The 19,799-nt window shown below is 47.6% G+C and carries 19 protein-coding genes, 6 tRNA genes and 1 other RNA gene; 5 read left to right on the top strand and 21 right to left on the bottom strand.

Going from position 1 to position 19,799, the window contains the following annotated elements; translation table 11 throughout:
- Positions 1 to 18: 18 nt before the first annotated feature.
- The 13 genes from F4X88_19090 to F4X88_19030 all read right to left on the bottom strand — a co-directional run bounded on the left by F4X88_19090 (position 19) and on the right by F4X88_19030 (position 6,551).
- Positions 19 to 999, bottom strand: a complete 981-nt coding sequence (locus F4X88_19090; GenBank protein ID MYA58388.1) for a M28 family peptidase — start codon at positions 997 to 999, stop codon at positions 19 to 21.
- A 1-nt stretch (position 1,000) separates the two neighbouring features.
- Positions 1,001 to 1,615, bottom strand: a complete 615-nt coding sequence (recR, locus tag F4X88_19085) for a recombination protein RecR (protein ID MYA58387.1) — start codon at positions 1,613 to 1,615, stop codon at positions 1,001 to 1,003.
- Between the two features lie 36 nt (positions 1,616 to 1,651).
- Positions 1,652 to 1,960 carry a YbaB/EbfC family nucleoid-associated protein gene (locus F4X88_19080; protein ID MYA58386.1) on the bottom strand — a complete coding sequence of 103 codons (309 nt, stop codon included), beginning with the start codon at positions 1,958 to 1,960 and terminating at the stop codon, positions 1,652 to 1,654.
- A gap of 167 nt (positions 1,961 to 2,127) precedes the next feature.
- The gene (dnaX, locus tag F4X88_19075) at positions 2,128 to 3,900 is read right to left on the bottom strand and encodes a DNA polymerase III subunit gamma/tau (protein ID MYA58385.1); all 1,773 of its coding nucleotides are present in this window, start codon (positions 3,898 to 3,900) and stop codon (positions 2,128 to 2,130) included.
- A gap of 75 nt (positions 3,901 to 3,975) precedes the next feature.
- Positions 3,976 to 4,240, bottom strand: an RNA gene (gene ffs, locus F4X88_19070) — signal recognition particle sRNA large type.
- 161 nt (positions 4,241 to 4,401) lie between these two features.
- Positions 4,402 to 4,493: transfer RNA gene (locus F4X88_19065), tRNA-Ser, on the bottom strand.
- Between the two features lie 105 nt (positions 4,494 to 4,598).
- Positions 4,599 to 4,671: transfer RNA gene (locus tag F4X88_19060), tRNA-Ala, on the bottom strand.
- A gap of 122 nt (positions 4,672 to 4,793) precedes the next feature.
- Positions 4,794 to 4,878: transfer RNA gene (locus F4X88_19055), tRNA-Ser, on the bottom strand.
- A gap of 105 nt (positions 4,879 to 4,983) precedes the next feature.
- Complete coding sequence (locus tag F4X88_19050) at positions 4,984 to 5,424, bottom strand: nucleoside deaminase (protein MYA58384.1); 441 nt, start codon at positions 5,422 to 5,424, stop codon at positions 4,984 to 4,986.
- Between the two features lie 43 nt (positions 5,425 to 5,467).
- Positions 5,468 to 5,541 (bottom strand) — tRNA-Arg (locus F4X88_19045).
- 8 nt (positions 5,542 to 5,549) lie between these two features.
- A tRNA-Ser gene (locus F4X88_19040) sits at positions 5,550 to 5,634 on the bottom strand.
- A 113-nt stretch (positions 5,635 to 5,747) separates the two neighbouring features.
- Positions 5,748 to 5,835: transfer RNA gene (locus tag F4X88_19035), tRNA-Ser, on the bottom strand.
- Positions 5,836 to 5,906: 71 nt separating this feature from the next.
- Positions 5,907 to 6,551 (bottom strand): sigma-70 family RNA polymerase sigma factor, encoded by a 645-nt coding sequence (locus F4X88_19030; GenBank protein MYA58383.1) that lies wholly within the window; start codon positions 6,549 to 6,551, stop codon positions 5,907 to 5,909.
- A 288-nt stretch (positions 6,552 to 6,839) separates the two neighbouring features.
- Here F4X88_19030 and F4X88_19025 point away from each other — a divergent pair, with 288 nt between their 5' ends.
- Both F4X88_19025 and F4X88_19020 read left to right on the top strand, forming a co-directional pair.
- Positions 6,840 to 8,234: a HAMP domain-containing protein gene (locus tag F4X88_19025; GenBank protein ID MYA58382.1), complete on the top strand. Its 1,395-nt coding sequence runs from the start codon at positions 6,840 to 6,842 to the stop codon at positions 8,232 to 8,234.
- A 144-nt stretch (positions 8,235 to 8,378) separates the two neighbouring features.
- Positions 8,379 to 10,295, top strand: a complete 1,917-nt coding sequence (locus F4X88_19020) for a hypothetical protein (GenBank protein MYA58381.1) — start codon at positions 8,379 to 8,381, stop codon at positions 10,293 to 10,295.
- A 159-nt stretch (positions 10,296 to 10,454) separates the two neighbouring features.
- On the opposite strand, the gene F4X88_19015 is transcribed toward F4X88_19020, so the two are convergent.
- Positions 10,455 to 10,748 (bottom strand): hypothetical protein, encoded by a 294-nt coding sequence (locus F4X88_19015; protein ID MYA58380.1) that lies wholly within the window; start codon positions 10,746 to 10,748, stop codon positions 10,455 to 10,457.
- A 111-nt stretch (positions 10,749 to 10,859) separates the two neighbouring features.
- Between F4X88_19015 and F4X88_19010 the strand changes: the two genes are divergently transcribed.
- The 3 genes from F4X88_19010 (at position 10,860) to F4X88_19000 (ending at position 15,269) form a co-directional block, all read left to right on the top strand.
- Entirely contained in the window at positions 10,860 to 12,887 is a 2,028-nt protein-coding gene (locus F4X88_19010; protein ID MYA58379.1) for a hypothetical protein, read from the top strand.
- 107 nt (positions 12,888 to 12,994) lie between these two features.
- Positions 12,995 to 13,972, top strand: coding sequence for a GNAT family N-acetyltransferase (locus tag F4X88_19005; protein MYA58378.1), 978 nt, complete (start codon positions 12,995 to 12,997; stop codon positions 13,970 to 13,972).
- 292 nt (positions 13,973 to 14,264) lie between these two features.
- The gene (locus F4X88_19000; protein MYA58377.1) at positions 14,265 to 15,269 is read left to right on the top strand and encodes a Gfo/Idh/MocA family oxidoreductase; all 1,005 of its coding nucleotides are present in this window, start codon (positions 14,265 to 14,267) and stop codon (positions 15,267 to 15,269) included.
- Here the strand turns inward: F4X88_19000 and F4X88_18995 are convergent.
- The 7 genes from F4X88_18995 to F4X88_18965 all read right to left on the bottom strand — a co-directional run bounded on the left by F4X88_18995 (position 15,266) and on the right by F4X88_18965 (position 19,587).
- Positions 15,266 to 16,357 (bottom strand): ABC transporter ATP-binding protein, encoded by a 1,092-nt coding sequence (locus tag F4X88_18995; protein ID MYA58376.1) that lies wholly within the window; start codon positions 16,355 to 16,357, stop codon positions 15,266 to 15,268. The genes F4X88_19000 and F4X88_18995 overlap by 4 nt on opposite strands.
- Before the next feature lie 89 nt (positions 16,358 to 16,446).
- Complete coding sequence (locus F4X88_18990; protein ID MYA58375.1) at positions 16,447 to 16,932, bottom strand: hypothetical protein; 486 nt, start codon at positions 16,930 to 16,932, stop codon at positions 16,447 to 16,449.
- A 112-nt stretch (positions 16,933 to 17,044) separates the two neighbouring features.
- Entirely contained in the window at positions 17,045 to 17,386 is a 342-nt protein-coding gene (locus F4X88_18985; GenBank protein MYA58374.1) for a hypothetical protein, read from the bottom strand.
- A gap of 13 nt (positions 17,387 to 17,399) precedes the next feature.
- On the bottom strand, positions 17,400 to 18,155 hold the full coding sequence (locus F4X88_18980; GenBank protein ID MYA58373.1) for a hypothetical protein: 756 nt from the start codon (positions 18,153 to 18,155) through the stop codon (positions 17,400 to 17,402).
- A 183-nt stretch (positions 18,156 to 18,338) separates the two neighbouring features.
- On the bottom strand, positions 18,339 to 18,524 hold the full coding sequence (locus tag F4X88_18975; protein ID MYA58372.1) for a hypothetical protein: 186 nt from the start codon (positions 18,522 to 18,524) through the stop codon (positions 18,339 to 18,341).
- A gap of 161 nt (positions 18,525 to 18,685) precedes the next feature.
- Positions 18,686 to 18,991 carry a hypothetical protein gene (locus F4X88_18970; GenBank protein ID MYA58371.1) on the bottom strand — a complete coding sequence of 102 codons (306 nt, stop codon included), beginning with the start codon at positions 18,989 to 18,991 and terminating at the stop codon, positions 18,686 to 18,688.
- Between the two features lie 185 nt (positions 18,992 to 19,176).
- Positions 19,177 to 19,587 (bottom strand): hypothetical protein, encoded by a 411-nt coding sequence (locus F4X88_18965; protein MYA58370.1) that lies wholly within the window; start codon positions 19,585 to 19,587, stop codon positions 19,177 to 19,179.
- Positions 19,588 to 19,799: the final 212 nt, after the last annotated feature.

Genomic DNA, 19,799 nt, shown 5'->3' with positions numbered 1-19,799 from the left:
TTAATGGCTGATGGCCAATTAGAGTCCATCGTAAATGATGCTAATAACAAGTGTCGCGACAATTTCCAGGCTTTTTGGACTGCATTTATCGACTGTATCTTCCACTGTATGCCAATAGGGATAAGTAAAGTCGATAATATTTACCATGGGAATCCCCACCTCGATTAGCGGGATGTGATCGTCCAAGATGGCATCCCCTAAACGGGATTGAAACGGTGCTAAACCGAGCGTTGCTGCGCGCTGCCAGATTGCCTCAGCGAAACCTCGATTGGCATTCCAAGAATAGCGTTCAATTGGGAGTGCCAAATCCTTGTCTCCGATCATGTCTAACAGGATTCCATAGTCCGGTCTCCACTTCCCCAAATTTCGAGCGAAAAATCGAGAGCCGATAAACATATCCTCGACCGATGGACCGTAATCCTCGCCATCGAAAAGAACGATAACAACTCTACGTGGGGGTGGGTATTCCTTGAGGACTCTCGCCATTTCAAGGAGGACAGCAACACCAGAGGCACCATCATTGGCACCCAGGATCGGTTTATCCTGATTTTCTCTCTTTGGGTCCCGGTCGGCGAAAGGACGGGTATCCCAATGTGCTGCGAGTAAAAGTGTCTCGCCACCTGTTGATGGTCCAAATTCTGCCAAGATATTGTTTAGATGCAGCGTGGTTCCCGTTTTTATTTTATACTGATGGGGTTGAAGGGCTACGCTGTTTGCATATTTCTGAAGTTCTGCGAATAGGAAATTCTGCGTTTCGCGATGGGCAACCGAACCGGGGGGACGCGGTCCGAAATCACACTGTTTTTCTAACATGTCAAAGGCGCGTTGTGCGTTAAAAGCAGCGTTCGCTTCGCGCGCGCTATTGACGCTATCGCGAGTCGAGTTTCTTATTCCTCTATCTCGGCTATCTGAATCCGGTTCTGCCCACGCAATACTAAATATACCGCACTGCAAACCGATTAAAAGCGCGACGATCCATCGCTTTTCCATTTTATTCATTTTAAGCTCTGCGTCTACCTTCAAGTGCTTTTGCGAGCGTTACCTCATCAATATACTCCAAATCGCCTCCGACCGGAATACCGTAAGCGATTCGAGTGACAGCGATTTCAAAGGTTTCCAAGTGTTGTGTAAGGTAGAGGGCAGTCGCTTGTCCTTCCGTTGTCCAGTTTGTAGCAAGAATTACTTCGCGCACGGGTTCTCCGTTTACAGCGGCATCCCGAATTCGTTGAAAGAGGGTATTGATTCCGAGTTCGTCGGGTCCTGTCCCGTCCAAGGGTGAAAGAACTCCACCGAGTACGTGGTAGAGCCCCTTATAACCGTTGGTTCTCTCAATTGCCCAAAGATCATCAGATTCTTCAACGACGCAAATTACCTGCCGATCGCGGCGCGGATTTGTACAGATATAGCAGGGATTTGCATCTGTAATAGCGCCACATATATCGCAATAAGATAGGTGTTGTTTTACCTGTGCGATGGCTTCAGCAATTTGGGCAGTCTCAGAGTCAGGTAACTTTAGCATAAAAAATGCCAAACGTTGCGCTGTCTTCTGACCGATCGTTGGCAGCTTTTGGAGCTCGGTTATGAGCTTCGCCAGCGGTTTCGGGTATTCTTGCATTTTTCTAATTATGGGTCCCTATTCAATCGTAAAAAACTACGGGAGCCCCGGTATTTTAATACCCCCGGTCAATTTGCTCATTTCTGCCGACATCATTTCTTGCGATTGTTGCAATGCTTCATTGACTGCCGCGACGATGAGGTCTTCAAGCATTTCTGTATCTTCCGGGTCGACCACCTCTGGTGTAATTCGGAGCGATACGATTTCCTGCTGTCCATTAACAACAGCGGTTACCATACCTCCCCCGACAGTTGCTTCAACGGTGCGGTTTGCGAGTTCCTCTCGAATTTCAAGCATTCGCTTCTGCATTTGCTGTGCTTGTTTCATCAAGTCGTTCATTTTCATTTTTTTAGCTATGGTCCTTCCCTTATGGCTCTGTATGGGCGAGGTCACCTCGCTCCTACGCGTTCCGCACTGGTTTTTTCCAAGGCTTGATTGGATGAAACGATCCATTCGCTCTTGGCGAGACCTATGCGGAATACAATCGAGCACAGTCATTTTTCTAACTATGGTTACTGAGTGTCTACAACCGTTGCCTCGAAAAGGTCAAGAACGGTTTTAAGTTGTGGATCCTCTTGGGCGTCAACCCTACGCATCATTGGTGTTTTCTGTTTTGTTTCTTTTGGTACATCCTCGGATACTACCGATTCCGACACTGTATCCGAAGCAACCAATTCGATTTTTACGGGTTTGCCGACCTCCTGTTTTAGGATATCGGCTACAAGTTTTTGGTCTTCATCCGTTATCATAAAAAAGTTGGAGGGTGAACAGGGAATTTCGACCGTGTTTGTGCCATTCACAGTGGGGACAGATCCCTCTGGTAATGCGTGCTTGAACATCACAGGGAGTTTTGATTTTATCTCATCCCAAAATGAAGGGAGATCTTTCAAATCTCTGAGCCTGTGTGAAACAGTGGGATGGCTATCGGCGGGAATGGTTCTCGGTTCTCGGTTCTCGGTTCTCGGTAGTCCCTTGTGGCGGTTGTTATCATAGGCGGGGTTTATATCCCCGAATTCCGGAACTGTTCCCCGGTTCTCTGGTTTCCGAGAATCGGCTGCCGATTGGTGCCTATCAATTACTGAGGGTTGCGTACTGACGGCTGAAAGCCCCGCTGAATCGAATTTTTGCTCCAATGTCGATAATTTGCCGATTATTTCCTCAAGGGGCATGCCTTCTTCAAGCGAGTTAAGTTGAATGAGTGCTGTCTCTAATTGAAGTTGTGGATAACCATACTGTTTGATGTCTTGATTGGTGTGCATCAAAATTTTGATAATCCGGGACAATCTGTTTACCGACATCTGTTCTGCCTTCTGCTTGAGTCTGGGGATATCTGACTTGGGACTCTGAACCTGTTCACTGAGGCTGCTGTCGATTGCTAAAAGCCGTAAGTCCCGGAAATAACTGATCAGTTGATCCAAGCATTGCGACAAGTCTGTGCCTTGCTTCGTCAGGTTACTGAGAGTTTTCAACCCCTTTGCGAGACCTCTTTCCGTAATTGCTTCGGCAAGTTCCTGAAGGAGGGAGCTGGAACCGAGTCCGATGGTCTGTTCAACGACTTCGATTGTTAAATCTTTTCCAGTGGCGGAAACGAGTTCCAATAGGTTTTCTGCATCGCGTAGACATCCCTCGGATTGACGCGTGATGAGGGTGAGTACATCCAGATCCGCTGAAATACCTTCTTCTTGGGCAATTAACTGCAAACGTTCGATTATCTTTTCATCTTCGAGGTATCGAAAATCGAAATCTTGACAGCGAGAACTGATTGTCTTCGGGATCTTAGCATGCTCGGTTGTTGCCATAATAAATATGACATGGGGCGGCGGCTCTTCAAGCGTTTTCAGTAAGGCGTTGAATGCCTCCGTGGAGAGCATGTGCGCTTCATCTATGATATAAATTTTGTAGGGGCAGGTCGCTGGCGAGAGTTTGACGTTTTCACGGAGGTCTCGGATTGTATCAATACCGCGATTGGAGGCAGCATCCATCTCAATTACGTCAAAGGATCTATCGTGCGAAATTTCGTGGCAAAATTCGCATTGATTGCAAGGTTCTGCTGTTTTAATAGAGTCAAATTGGGTTTCTTGAATGCGGTTGGGACAATTGACGGCTTTGGCAAAGATACGCGCGATCGTGGTTTTCCCGGTGCCGCGCGGTCCCCAAAAAAGGTAAGCATGCCCGATGCGTTCGGAGAGGATCTGATTTTTGAGCGTCGTGGTAATGTGTTCCTGTCCGACAACGTCGCTGAAGTTTTGGGGACGCCATTTTTGAGCGAGAACCTCGTAAGACATCAGGCAATCCTTCCTTGTATAACATGCGCATCGGAATAAGGTGTGTCTATTCCAATGAATCCGCCGAAAAGATGACTATGCACCCAGGGTTGACAAGCGTCTCCAGGCGTTGCCCGCGTCGTTAGCTCAGGTCAGGCACCCTTGCGTCACACGAGCGACTCATTTACCGCTGCTTCCTTCCGGACCTGACGGGGTTCAACAAGCGTCCGTTGCTCAAGACCCAACCCTCAACACCACGTGCGTGGGACAGTCCCCACAGAAACAGGCCGCATCCTGGGGATTCAGTTCTGCTTTAGCGGATTGCAGATACAGGGCACCGCTACCTCCCCACCTAGCATAGCCAAGGCGTTTTTTTAACGATTAGGTCTGAGCGGGGTGTCCGTTGTCCACCCCGATTTAAAATTGTTAAAAAACTTGTTTGCGTTTATGAATGGTTCGTTAACAATTGAAATACTGAAAGGCCAACGTTCGCAGCAGCCCAGAAGTAATCATTAAAAAGTGTGGCGGAGAGAGTGGGATTCGAACCCACGGTACTGCAAAACAGCACACATGATTTCCAGTCATGCCAGTTCAGCCAGCTCCTGCATCTCTCCATTTTATAGTGGTCAGTTATCAGTGGTCAGTTAAGAGAGAGTTTAACTCAACAAACCCGGTCTTTGACCGATAACTGACGACTGACCACTATTAAGTATTAAGTATGGAGCAGACGGGATTTGAACCCGTGACCTCATCCGTGCGAGGGATGCACTCTCCCAACTGAGCTACTGCCCCGTAATGATTGTCAGTTATCAGTCTTCGGTTGTCAGTTAAAGAGCAACCTGCGGAATTCACGCAACTGTTACGATGCTTGAACCGCTTACGCTTTACAACTTGACTCCGAAAAAGATGAAAAACGGAGAGAGTGGGATTCGAACCCACGGTGACTTGCGCCACAACAGTTTTCGAGACTGTCCAGTTCAACCACTCCTGCATCTCTCCTTATTGGTTATCAGTCTTCGGTTATCGGAAACCCTCGGGAACTCACTTGTAGAGGGTAAAGATATTTTCACCTACCACACGATACACTGAAACCCCGCCTGCTATCTATTCGGATTTCTGGCGGCGTTGCTGGAAAAAGGACTTCAGAAGGGCACTACTTTCTTCTGCACAGACTCCACTGACCAATTCAACCCGATGATTCAATCGTTCATCTTGAAGGATATTATAGAGCGTTCCGGCTGCCCCTGATTTCGGGTCTGTTGCTGCGTAAACAACTCTTGGGATACGCGCCAATACAATCGCGCCGGCACACATTGGACAAGGTTCCAACGTCACATAGAACGTGGTATCCACAAATCGCCAGTTGCCAAGTTTTTCGGATGCGGCTTGTAGGACAAGCATTTCGGCGTGTGCGATAGGACTGCCGCGTGTTTCGCGTAAGTTAAATGCTTCAGCGATGAGGCGATCGCCGCTTACAAGCAGGGCACCAACGGGTACTTCTCCTTGTTCGCCTGCCTGTTGGGCTAATTTGAGAGCTCGTCCCATCCAGTAGGAATCGTTATCCACATTTGTCAGCAAATACCTTTGAAGCGCCTGAGAGGATTCGAACCCCCGGCCTTCTGATCCGTAGTCAGATGCTCTAATCCACTGAGCTACAGGCGCGTAGTGAACGGAGAGGGTGGGATTCGAACCCACGATGGCTTACGCCATAACTGCTTAGCAGGCAGTCCAGTTCAACCACTCCTGCACCTCTCCGTCTGGCGGTGGGAGTAGGATTCGAACCCATGGTGGCTTGTGCCACAACGCCCTTTATCAAAAGACAAGACCGCCGCCTTCGTCCACTCCAACCCTTTTATCTTTACCTATAATGGCGGTGGGAGTAGGATTCGAACCCACGGTGACTTGCGCCACAACGGTTTTCAAGACCGCCGCCTTCGTCCACTCAGCCATCCCACCTAATTCCAAAATCGCTATTTCTTAATTATACCACATAAAAAATATAGTGTCAAGGAAATTGTTACTGCATCCTAAGTTTCTGAATGCCATTCCAACGGCTCATTGCGTAGGTAAGGAAGAAGCATACTTTGGAGACGTCGGTGCGCGTGATGTAAGTGTGTTTTAATTGTGCCTTCCGATCTGTTTAACAGAACCGCAATCTCTTTAATTGCCAATTCCCTTCGGTGACGCAGATTGAAAACACGACGCTGACCGGGTGGGAGTTTCCGCACCGCCTCTCGAATGATCTTACCAAGTTCCTTTTCTTCAAGGAGTTTTTCGGGGGACGGGTGAGCATCTGACATCCTTAGGACTTCGTCGGCATCAGGTGGTAATTCTTCAAACGTCAGGACTCTGTTACGGTTACGCCGCCGCTGAAAGTCAATGCTACTATTGATAGCGATTCGGTAAATCCAACTGTAGAACGCAGAGCCACCCTTGAAGTCGGGTAATGCTTTAAACGCTTTTAAAAATACCTCTTGGCTAATATCTTTTGCTATTTCTCTATCACGAATGCGCTGATAAATAAGGTTATATATTTTCTTTTGATATTTAAGAACGAGCGGATTAAAAGCTTCTATGTCACCATTCTGAAACCGATTGACGAGTTCATCCTCATCAATGTGCTCAAGTTCCGAGGCTGTGTATGCGCTGGTGGATTTTCGAGTGTTCATCATGTTTTTTCTCCGTATCGGGTTGAGTTTAAGGGACTTGGATTCACGATGCCACAAGCGAACGCAAGTTGGCTTAAAAATTTATACACCACAGGTGTCAGAAAGTTCCAATTTTTTTAATGTTAAGTCTGTTTTTCCCGTGTTTTAGACAGATTAAAGAAGGTTTTTGTTCGTTTTTTTTGGAAAACTGAATGGCTCTGCCATAGGCTTGCGACGTGTTGACATACCGACTGCTTTGCGGTATTCTATAGACACGGTACAAAAACGTTGAGATCTAAACGAGGGATCCTGATGCGTCGGTATAGCATTCAAACCAAAATTGTTCTTCCCTTTCTGATCCTATTTGCGTGTGTCACTATCTTTGTGCCATTGCTAACAGTTGAACTGTTTGCGTGGAAATACAGTGAACAGTTTACACGTGAAACCCAAGGCTGGCTCGACACCATCGTAGAGACTGGATTTATTCGGGAACCGAGCGAAAAAATCAAGAAAGCGTATAGTGTAGAAATTATGGTTTTCGGTTCCGATTACACGCTTAACGACAGCACGTTAGTTGGGCTTTCTGATACTGAACAGGACTGGGCAAACTTAGCGGAAAAAATGAAGCTGCGTGAAGTCAAAGATCACCTCCGAGAAGCCAGCAACATCCCTATTACACACGATGTGGTGCTCGCTGGAAAGCCTTACAAGGTTTTTTATCTTTCACTCCGTCCTGAACGGTTCTACTGCTTATTGCGTCCGATGGAAAAGATAGCCGAAGCGAAACGGACCCTGACATGGTATATGTTAGGTATTGCGGTTCTCGTTATGGCACTGATTGCATTTATCAGTTACCGAATCGGTAAGAATTTGACGAACCCGATTAAGGTTTTGGTCGATTCCACGGCTCGTGTCGCGACAGGCGACCTGGACGAACAGTGTGAGATTAAGACGCATGATGAAATTGGCGATCTCGCGGCTGCATTCAACCAGATGACAAGGGACCTCAAAGCGTCGAGAGATCAGTTACTGCAAGCGGAACGATTGGCGACGGCGGGAAAAATGTCTGCCTCCTTCGCGCACGAGATCCGAAATCCGCTGTCATCTATGCGGATGTTGGCACAGATGTTGCTGCAGAAGCCGGAAATGTCGGGAGAGAAACATCAGCAATCCGTTCGTTATATTCTTGAGGAAATTGAGCGAATTGATACCATTGTGAAAGGTTTAATGGACTTCGCACGTCCCTCGTCGCTTGACCTGAAACAACAGCGGATTACCCCTATCCTACAAACGGTTCTCTCTTTGATGGAAGCCAACTTAGCGCATCACAACATCCAACTCGTCTTAGATGTGTTACCTGAAACCCCAGAAATCCAATTTGATTCAGATAAACTGAAGCAGGCGTTTATGAATGTGGTCCTGAATGCCATGGAGGCGATGCCGCAAGGTGGAGTGCTGCGGGTGTCCACCTTTACGGAAAACGATAGCGTCTGTATCAAGGTTAAGGACACAGGCATCGGGATACCAGCGGAGGATTTAGAGCATCTCTTTGAACCGTTTTTCACCCGGAAGGCGAGAGGCACAGGACTTGGATTAGCGAATGTCAAACGAATCCTTGAAGAGCATGGCGGCACGGTAGAGATTGACAGCATTCCCGATGAAGGGACGGAAGTGTTGTTATGGTTGCCGGTGGATACTTCTGCGTGAAAGCGTCTAACAGGTTATGCTACAAGGTGGCACAGACCAAGTGGAAAGTAGAATAACGCTACTTCAGCTCAAATTGTGCTATTGAAAAAAATGGGGATGTGGTATACTTATCGCCGAAAGCATAAGAACAGGAAAGGCAAGAAATTGATTCAGCAACAAACTCGAGATAGTCTTACGTGGCGCGCAGTGCTTATCGGGTTGGCGTGCGCTACGACTGAATGTCTTCTCGCACCCTATAACGATTACGTCATCCGTAACATATTTCTCGCAGGTGGACATTTCCCTGTCGCTCCGTTCTTTGTTCTAACGATTTTTGTATTGGGAATCAATGTTTTCCTGAAGCGGGTCCACCCTTCCTCGGCGTTCTCCCCCGGAGAGCTTGTCACGATCTGGTGTATCATGCTTGCGCCAGCAGGTATCCCGTCCTCTGGGATGATGCGCTATGCCCTCAGCCCGATGGTGGCGTATCAGTACCTCGCTACCCCTGAAAACGATTGGGAGTCGCTCTTCCATCATTATATCCCACAGTGGCGCGTTGTTCGCGACCATACCGCTGCGCAGTCTTTCTTTGAAGGTTTGTTCGATGGGGAATCCGTGCCGTGGGGACCGTGGATCGTTCCTATCCTAACGTGGAGTGCCTACGTTCTCGTCGTCTATTTCGTGATGATCTGCTTGTCGGTGCTACTCCGTAAGCAGTGGGTGGAATATGAACGCTGCGCTTTTCCGCTCGTTAAGTTACCTGTAGAAATGGCGGCACAAGATAGAGGGAGCCTCGGTCCGCTCTTTAAGAACAGTGCCCTCTGGTTCGGGTTTGCGTTTCCAGTCTTCCTGCATACGATGAACGGTCTCCATACGTTCTTTCCGTCCATGCCGCATGTCCCGCGCGATTTTTGGCTGAACGCGTACCTCTCTGAAAAGCCGTGGACCGCGCTTCGTCCGTTTCAGATCGTCATCTTCTGGTCTATGGTGGGGTTCAGTTATCTGCTCACTTTGGAGGTCTCGTTCAGCATCTGGTTTTTCTTCGTGTTTTACAAACTCCAGTGTCTATTGGGTGTGGTCCTCGGTTTCCAACTGACTTCGGGCCCCGGCGTGCAGTGGACAGGTAAGTCGTTTAGTGCGGCACAGGAGGCAGGTGCGTGTCTGACGTTTGTTGCTATCGCGCTCTGGAAAGCGAGACATCACATTAAAACCATGTTCGAGTTCCGTCCTTCCGATGAGGCATTGCCCCACGGGGTTACGATCTTCGGACTGCTTGGTGGTATCTGCGTGCTTGCGTTTTTCAATCATTTGATGGGGATGTCCCTCCTCTTTGCTTTCGGTTTTGTGCTTTTCCTGCTCGCGATGTATGTCTTGCTGACGTGGCAAGTGATTAATGGTGGCATTCCGTTCATCAATCCATCGTTTTCACCCCAAAGTTTCTTTTTAACAACCTTAGGCACCTCAAAAATCCATCCATCCACGTTAACATCTATAATGATGCACCCGGTATGTCTCACGTTAGACCTTCGTGAGTTTATGATGCCGAACATCATGAATGGATTGAAAGCGGCAGATGACGCTCGTGTCAAACGCCGGCAGCTGCTCATCGCGATGGCGGTTGCGATGGTTATCGGGCTTGGTGTTTCCTATTACTCTGCGATTAAGATTAGTTATGCACACGGTGCACCTTACACGGGTGGGAGTTGGTTCATGCGTCAACTTGAGGGACTCCTCGTCAGCCCAAAAACAAGCACGAATTGGACAAACACGGGCTTTATGGTGTTCGGGAGCGGGTTCACAATCTGGTTGATGTGGATGCGCCAAACTTTTATCTGGTGGCCCCTGCATCCACTCGGCTATACGATGTTGAGTTCATGGGCAACGTTTAAACTGTGGTTTTCTATATTTTTGGGCTGGGGTCTGAAGTTTAGCATTGTGAAATACGGCGGGTTGAAGGCATATAGAAGCGCAAGACCTATCTTTCTCGGACTCGTCCTCGGAGAGATGACGTGTGCCGGACTCTGGGCAATTATCGGCATGATTACGGGGATTAGTACGGGATATCGTATTTTACCGGATTAACGTATGGTGCCATTTTGCCTTGACATCCACATCAGAAGCGTGTAAAATTCTTAAGACCAGAGGATCAAATCTTTAAACTTTTAAGGAGATATACCCATGAAAAGAGTTTTTCTGCTCTCGATAATCCTTTGGACACTCATATCGCCTGTATTCGCCGAATTAACGGTTCAAGACCTTGAGAAGATTCGCTCGATTATCAAAGAAGAAATAGAAGATGAAACTGCGCCGATAAAAACCAAAATCGAGTCTATAGAAACCAAAATCGAGTCTATAGAAACCAAAATCGAGTCTATGAACGATAAAATATCTTCTGTAAAAGAGGATGTGGCAGCCCTGAGTGGAAGGGTGGACGGTGTTGAGAAACAGATCTCGTGGTTGATGGGTGTCATTATCGTCGTTGTGGGTATCCCACAGGTTATTATGGTATGGCAGAGTCGAAAAAATCGTGAACAAGAGAAACGGATCGAAGAACTCGCCCAGGAAATAGAAACGCTGAAACAGCAGATTGCAAATTCCTAACGGCCTCCATCTATTTGAGAGTGCTTTGGAAGTCTTTAAGAAACTATGAAAAGATACATCGTTTTCCTACCGCTTCTTTCCGTCCTCTGTTTATTATGTATCGGATTGACTTCGGCTTTTTCAGTAGATTTTATTAGATTAGAGCGTGAATTCGGAGGGAAAGGCTCAACCCAAGGACGGTTTGGCAAGGACATTCACCTCGCTTTTGACGACCAAAACATCTACGTCAGCGACGCCGAAAATAGGCTTATCCAGAAATTATCGGCGACAGGCGAATTTCTGTTTCAAATCCCTGAAGTCCCAGCATCTCCAGACAATATCCTGCGGAAACCTGGACACCTCGCCGTAGATAGTCTCGGGAATATCTATGTTGCTGATGTAACCATTCAGCACATTGCAGAGACAGGAACCGAAGCAGGTGCTCCGAAAGTCTATATGTTCGTTCCGTGTGTCCACAAATTCAGTGCGAAGGGTGAGTTGTTAGATACCCACTTTGTGGATCCTGTAGATGTTCTCCCCAAAGTCGTTTTGCCAGCGAACCTTATCATTGACGAGCAAGGGAAAACCGCTTTTGCCATTCAGCCGAAGGGATATGACAGAGCCCTCCGCGTGGCACTCAACTCTCAAAATGAACTCTACGTTTTAGATGCGGAACTTGGACGCGTCCATAAGTTCAGTACCGATGGAGCGGTATTGCTCACTTTCGGGAGATATGGGGCAGGCGAGGGGGAGTTTGATATGGATGCCTCAGACATCGCAATTGACCCGCGGGGAAATGTGCTTATTGCAGACACCGGGAACCACCGCATTGTGAGGTTTGACGCGGTGGGAAAACCGCTCGGGAGTTTTGGAAGAAAAGGCCGAGGCAACGGTGAATTTATGAAACCGATGGCACTTGTCGCCCTCCCTACCGGTGAGATCCTCGTTAAAGATACCAGTCGGTTCCGTAGAAAAGTCGGGGGGCTGCCGGAAGTCATTGCGCTCTCACCGACATTAACGCAACTGACGGAGCTCACGCCAGGTCAAGCGGAACTTTCTGACGCGATTACGAATGCGACGCGTCTACGATACGGTCCGTTTGCCCAGAGTCCTGCTACGGCTGCCGATAATGCCGCCTTGAATCGACGCGTCCGGTTACTGGAAGAAGCAGAATATAGTCGATATTATGCCGAAGAAACCGATGCAGAGGACAAGGAAGAACTCGCTGAAGAGCTGAAACGCAAAGACATTCGTCTGACGCTCTTTCACAACATCATCTCGCGTATCCAGAAGTTCGATCTCAATGGACGGTATCTCGGACGCATCGTTTATGAAACCGATCAACTCAGCGAGGAAAAGCACGATCAGACCTTCTTGGATCTGGATGCTGCTGGATACCTCTATCTACGAGATGATAGCGATTTTACCATCGCACAATATTCCGTCAGTGGATTCACCGTGAAACCCTCACATATGAACGGTTTTTATAGCGTTCGTGCCGCCAATCTGCAAAACAATTATTTGGAAGATTACGAAGATATTGACTTTTCAACGGATGTTCAAGATAAACTCAATCAATTAGAACTGAAAAATATGTTTGGGTGGACTTACAGCCTTTCTGAACGGTGGCACTTGACATTCCTTGATGAGTTGACGTATGGCGAACAAGATGAACGTTATGTTACGCCTGCGAAGGTAGAGGATAGCTACGATTTCGAGACACAGGCGTTAGAAAATGCGTTCGCCGCGAACCTGAAATTTATCACGAATCCGAATCCGTATCGCTATAAGGAATTGAACCTATCCATTGGTCGTGTCGATGGCACGTCTGACTTAACACAGGATGCCCTCTTCCCAGACCTCAACAAACAGCGTAGAGTGGACACCGGCGATGCGAGATCTACAGTCATTGAACTCAATTGGGATATCTGGTCCCGAACGAATCTATGGCTTCGTTATGCGGATCTGAATCCTGCGGAAACAAGCCGCAATTTTATCCGTAGGTTTTACGATGTTTCTGGGGATCTCTACGAAGTGTTTGGGAGCCGTAATGAGGCGCGTCAGTTCCTCGGAGAACTCACGATAAAATTTTAAATGGATAAAACCAGAATCGTAGCCTGCAACATCGCCGCAGGCGGATCTACGGCGGGTAATTTTGTTTAACCTATCCCCCTGACCGAACCGCAAGGAATAATTAAAAAATGGAATTTCGTGCTCTTTATCCTGAAGAATTAGAAGCATGGCTGGACCATGTCACGTCTGTCTTTACGGGTGGTCGCCAATATTTCTCCAATCATTGGCATAACGATCCGTGGCGGGATGCGGAAGGCATCCGGATCGCAGTTGATAAAGGGAGTATTGTTAGCACGGTACGTGTCTTTATCCGAAAGATATTTTTGCATGGGGAGCCGATAACGGTTGGTGGCATTGGAGAGGTCAGCACGCGTCCAGACTACCGCCGACGCGGCATTGCCACGCAGCTCCTCCAAGATTCGATCCGGTTCATGGAGTCCCGCGATATCGTCCTTTCCTCGTTGCACGGAAGCCAACACATCTATTCAGTTGAAGGATGGGAAAAGGTGCCTCGCTATCATGCAAAACAATCTTTCAGTGCTGAAAGCCGGTCCGTGTGGGAAGTCCGCCCGATCAATTTTGATGATGAAGCCGAAGTTAAGCAGATTGCTGCACTCTACGACGGGTACGCCCGTAAATTCAACGGTACCTTTGTCAGGGACGACATAGCGTATTGGACAGAGTGGGTGCAGACGGAGTCTCCGAACGCTTGGGTTGCTGAACGTGCAGGCAGTATTGAAGGTTATATTTCCCTCTACCAGGATGACAACGAACTAAATGTTGAGGAGTTTATTGCTTCAGAGAATTCCTTTGAAAAAGACAAAGGTAAAGAACTCTTTGAAGGTATGATCTGTAATATCATAGCGCAGATGGATATGGAATCGTTTGAGGTTGTCTATCCTGCCCCAATCGCCGATGGCTTTAACGCATCAGCGATTGAAGAACGCGGGAGTACGATGTATCGTATCAATCAACCCGCCGTGCTTTCCGAGAAGATGGCATCCCCTACATTCAATTCAATTCCGAATCTGTTACACAATCAACCGAAACCTTTGGCGCAAGGCCTCAAGTCGCATCATATCTTTTGGTATACCGACGGATTTTAAAGACAGCCCTTCCGCTAAAGTCTACGGATCCGCATCGGTTTCCCACCAAGGATTCCCGGATTGGCGACAATTCTAACCACAATTATTTTCCTCCATAGTGAGATTTGTTAATCTTGCATAGATATTCTACCAAAATTTGCAGTTCACATCAAATCGTTCTGTTAGATTACCTTCCGATCCTCTACAAAAAATTTGACTTCTAACCCCACACAGTATATAATCGTTTTTGTGGCAAAAGGGTTTATCACGTTTTCGGTTTCCCATAGTTTGGAGCAACAGAATAGCGGAGGATATGGACATGGCAAATTTACGCGTTGGAGTGATTGGCTGTAGCGGTATCGGCACAACGCATGTATCAGGGCTGGTCGATATGCAGAACGTTGAACTGGCTGCTGGCTGCGATTTTGTTCAAAGCACATTGGATGCCTTCAAGGAAAAATATCAGGACACCTGGGGCAATATTGCCTTGTATACCAACCATCAAGAGATGCTTGCTGCTGAGAATTTGGACATCGTGACAGTGGCGACCTCCGATCATCGGCATGCTGACCTCGTTGTTGATGCGGCAAATGCCGGTGTCAAGGGTATCTTCTGTGAAAAACCGATGGCGACCAGCATCGCAGATGCCGATAGGATGTTGGAAGCAACGGAGCGAAACGGGACGATTCTTTCAATTGACCACACCCGTCGGTGGCAGCCGTTGTGGCGGCACACTAAAGATGTTGTCGTCGGTGGTGGACGCATCGGAGAAGTCCAGTATGTCATCGGCACCTTGAGTGGCGGGCGCGCGATGCTCTTCCGCAATGGCACACACCTGGTTGATGCCATCTGCTACTTCGCTGATTCAGATCCGGAGTGGGTCTCTGCCGAATTAGAGGACGGCTACGAGGGCTATAACGAGTATAAAGGTGATGGGGGACACGTCCCCGCAACCGAACCGTCGGCACACGGATATATCCACTTTGCGAATGGCGTGCGTGGTTATTATGCGGGTGGTCCAAAGACAACCCTCTCCGGGTTTCGTGTGGAGATTGTTGGCACCAACGGCTATATTCTCATTAGTGATCAAGGGGCAACGATCCATCAGGACAATGTTGTTGAGACAATCGAGGCACCGACATGGGACATCGTTGGTATCCCCGCGGGTCCTCGAGAGTTAGTGGGTCTTATCACAGAGGGTGGAGAACCCGTCTCGCCTGGAACTGAGGGGTATAAGGTTGTCCAGATTATTATCGGTTTTTTGACCTCGCAGCAGCGTGACAATGGGAAAGTCAAACTACCTTTGTCCGGTAGTTAGTGTTTGTCGGTTTTTAAAACAATCGCGTTCTCAGGGGTCCACTGTAGATAGACTATATCGCCGCGTTGAAAGCGATATCCATCTCTTGTCCCCGTGTTCTGTTGGTGGACAATAAGTGGCGTCGGGTAATCGGTTTGGACGGTGTATTGAAGCATTGTGCCGAGATAACTTTCGTCCTGAATCACGCCGCGTAGGCAGTTCGCAATATCAGAGATGGGGGTCGTTCTCAGGTCAACGCGCTCTGGACGGAGCGCGAGGGTGACAGGTGTGTCTATAGGCATGCTGTTGTTCGGTGTACTGACAATCTTAAGGGGTGGCTCCGTTGCCAGTGTAATTTCGTTTTGGCTGATAAGTGTCCCTTCAAGGAAGTTGGAAGTGCCGATAAAGTCTGCGACGAAACGCCCCTGTGGTGAATCATAGATTTCAGATGGCGTTCCGACTTGGAGGATTCTACCATCGTTCATCACGGCAATCCGATCGGACAGTGCCAATGCTTCCCCCTGGTCGTGCGTGACGTAGACGAATGTGATACCGACTTTACGCTGCAGTGCTTTTAGCTCCGATTGCATCTGTTTTCGGAGTTTCAGGTCGAGTGCTGAGAGTGGCTCATCTAACAGCAGAATGGTGGGTTCATTGATGAGTGCGCGAGCGAGGGCTACACGTTGCCTCTCACCCCCAGAGAGTTCACTCGGTTTCCGGTCGTCGTACCCCGGTAACTGAATTAAATCTAATGCGCGTCCAACGGCACCAGAGATTTCGGCTTTGGTGGCTTTCTTCATCTGTAGTCCAAACGCGATATTCTGCGCGACGGTTTTATGTGGGAACAAGGCGTAATTTTGGAAGACGGTGTTGACTGGACGGCGATAGGGGGGTGTTTCTGCCATCAGTTCGCCGTTGATGGATACTTCTCCGGTGGTGGGATACTCAAATCCGCCGATGATGCGGAGCGTTGTCGTTTTTCCACACCCACTGGGTCCAAGCAGTGAAAAGAACTCGCCACCTTCTATCTGTAGAGACACATCGTCAACGGCGACGGTGTCCCCGAATTGCTTTGTTACGGATGTGAGGGTGATCTGTCCTATAGACATTTTTTTAACGATTGGGTTTTCGCTCCGATTTTTCCGTTGTCAAAATCGGGTTTTTGCCCAGTGCAAATGTGATTTTAGCAATGAGTCTGTTAAAAATTGTGATTCTGCGTTGCCCTCTGACAAATGACGATGTTTTCTTCGTGCATCGTTTTAGATGTTTCGCCTGCAATATTAGAAGGGCTGTTCTTCTTCGGCATCCGTTTGTTTGGTATATTTCTGACGATGGTAGCCTTATGGACAAACCCATGCTGACGAAAGGCATCAACTACAAATTCGTCCGTAGGTAGCATAATCCCCTTGACTCGGCGATTCCCAACGACATAGCATATTGTGGCGTGCGGCGAACACACTTGTGCTATTGAATTGATGCTACGCTCAAGGTCAATGTAAAACGCAGACACTTCCTCCGCTCGCTTCTCATCAACCGAACGGATTTTCTCAACAGCTGACGATACTGGAGAGTCGGTCAATATTTCTTTTGAACGAAGTCCGCCCATTGCGAGTTTTTCAACTTTGCGAGCATTTGGTAATCCGATCCATTCTGCCGCGAGCCGAGAAAATTGCCCATACGCCACGGTGGTCTATGAGTCTCCATAAGGAGGGGATGTAATTACTATATCATACCCCGCAGGTGGATGCGGTGTTGGGAGTTCACCTTGAACGGTATTTACCATAGATACCGATACTTTAACATTTTTCGTCATCGTCAGGAAATTCCGGATTCAAATAACCTATAATCTCTCGATCTTCCCGACACTTCGGGTAGGCATCCATCAACTGGGCTTCTGTCGTCACGCTGATATGCTCATCGCAAAGAACCCTCTTCTCAGGCGTCTCTCTATCCACCGACAATTCGTTCCCGTAGTGGTACACCGTATGTCCTGTGGACTTGAGCCCCCAGCATGTCATCCGGGTCTTCTGTGCAAACGCATCCGCCGAAAAATCTGAATGTATCGCTGTCTGCGCTGAACCCAACACATGAAACCTTAAGGGAGTATATCCCGGATCCGGTTCAAAAAACGGATTCACATAAAGGTCCCTCCTATTTTCCAAACTTTTTCCCTCCCTTTCTCTTTTTTAGATGACCCCACGTTCCAATCTTGATTCTTCGTCGTATCAAACTCGGAGCGGCAGCGACAATCGCTTCCATCGCTTTCTGTTTCACTAAAAGCACATCTACTTCGTCGGTTTGACCATCATTGTTGACATCCGTATCGTAGGAAACGTTATTTTCAATAGCACTCCGGACGATTAAAACATCGGACAGATCAACATAGCCATCATTGTTTACATCCGCATCTATAGCGACTGAAGCTTTTTCTTGAATAGACAATCGACCCCAATCCGCTAAAAATGCAGCGTCCGTATACCTTAAACCATATTCTTCCAATTCCGACCCGTCATTGCCCGTCGCCATTATATTCTGTCCGCCCCCGGGTAAATGTTGTTGAGCGTGTGATAAACCAAAAGCGTGCCCAATTTCATGTGCTAATGTCGGCACCAGTCGATTCCTGTTTTCATTAATAATCAACAACCACTTACAATCATCTCTCAATTGATTCGCACCCGGCCAGTGCCAACAAATGGGCAGTGCATATCCTAAAGTCCTATTCGGGAAAATATCACGCCGCCCTACAAACACAATGTTTATTTTGTTCTGTATATGGTTCTTATCAAACTCATAAGCTCCGTCACGTATACTTTCCCATGTCCACTCTTCAACTTTCAGTTTTCCTTGAATTATTTCAATTTCAGGATTAAAACCGAAAGTTTTTTTACCGAATCCATGTTTATCCATCTCTGACGCAAAAAAGACTGAACTTTGATTATCGCCTCACGCAGAAAATCAATTTCAGCTTGACTCGGCGATTTCACATCAGACGACTTCAAATAAGCAATCTCTATTGACGGTTGTGCAGAAACACCCCACAAAATATTAAGCAAAAGCACCACTACGCATAAAAATCTTCCTATTTTCATATCAACTCCCTAAAACATTGATAGTTTTCTGACATTTGCGAATGCACCGATGAACTCCAATCACAAGAAAATATCCTTGCCCGCCAGCACCGCAGACTTTATAGCCCCACGCGCCAGCCTTCCGTGCCGCTTCTTCCATAGAAGCAATAACCCCGTTGGAAATATCAGGATGCCATCGCTTTTTCAAGTTCCATCCGGCAGTGACCTTGGCACCAAATCGCCGGATAAGTATGGAAACAGTGGGTGTACTCTTTGGTATCGACGTCCTGAAAATTCTATGATTCGTCTCTGTACTTTAGGCTCCCTGGAGGCATACCTGCAGGTTTTCCGTTCAAATGTATCAAGATGTTAGAGTTCAAGTTCTATTGTCTCTCCAGTGGATAGACGGACACTAAATTCTGTCACGGATGGTTCAACTTCTATTATTGACTTTTTAACTTCTGCTTCTACTCCAAATCTTTGATTTATTAACTCAATCTTTAGTATCTCAGAATCTTCATTATTAAATGGATTGACGACGACTTCCTTAATCAGAGAATTAGGGGTCACCGGACAACGCACCCCACTTTTAGATAAACCTTCACTCAATATTGAAGCATGTCTCGCGTATGATAACTTAGCATTTCTCCAAAAATGGATAATCAAATTTTCCATATCTGTTATATTTTGGGAAGACGTATTAATATTCCTAGGTAGTGTTTACATTGTGGCTCCGGATCCAGTCATGGCAAGGCTTCCATAGTTCTGCAATATCCATTTGATCTATAGACGTAAATTCTGATAGGCACTGACTTCCGGACGATTTTTATGATGGAATGTAAACACAACGTAGTAGTCGTTCAATGTTGAGTTTTTGGGTATAGTCTTTTGAGTTTGATACGTGCGTCTTTGGTGGTAAATCGCCAATCGACGCGGTTCGCCGTCTGATTGCGATACACCTGCCACGCCTCGACTTCTGCTCGAAGTGTCTCTACGTCAGGGATCCGACGGTTCAGACATTGCCTTGAGAGAACACTGAGTTCAATCTCTGCGATGTTCAACCAACTCCCATGTTTTGGGGTGTGGACGATCTCTAACCGTGAAGACAATCGCTGTGCCTCCTGAGCCTCAAACGCTTTGTAGAGAGAGGCGATTTTATGCGTATTGAGATTATCACAGACCAATGTCACTCGCAGAGCATCGGGATAGACTTCATCTAAAAGATATTTGACTTCTTCTGCCCAATCGACAGCGGTGCGGCGGTCTCGGATTCAGACGCGTCGCCAGCCTTGTAGGGCGTTGGTAAATAAGAAAGCAGAAACCACGTCAATGCGCTTATACTCGTAATCTATGCGTGCGATGCGTCCGGGTTTACCCGGCACAGGAGCCCGAAGGTGTTGGTGCAACACCACAGGACGTTCATCCATCGCAACAACGGGACGCTTCGGGTCTTTGGGACGCGCGTAAACGTCTAAGACCTGCT

It is taken from the genome of Candidatus Poribacteria bacterium (genome assembly GCA_009839745.1).
GTDB lineage: Bacteria > Poribacteria > WGA-4E > WGA-4E > WGA-3G > WGA-3G.
Note: the sequence above shows the minus strand (reverse complement) of the source record. Positions and strands in the feature narration are given on the sequence as shown.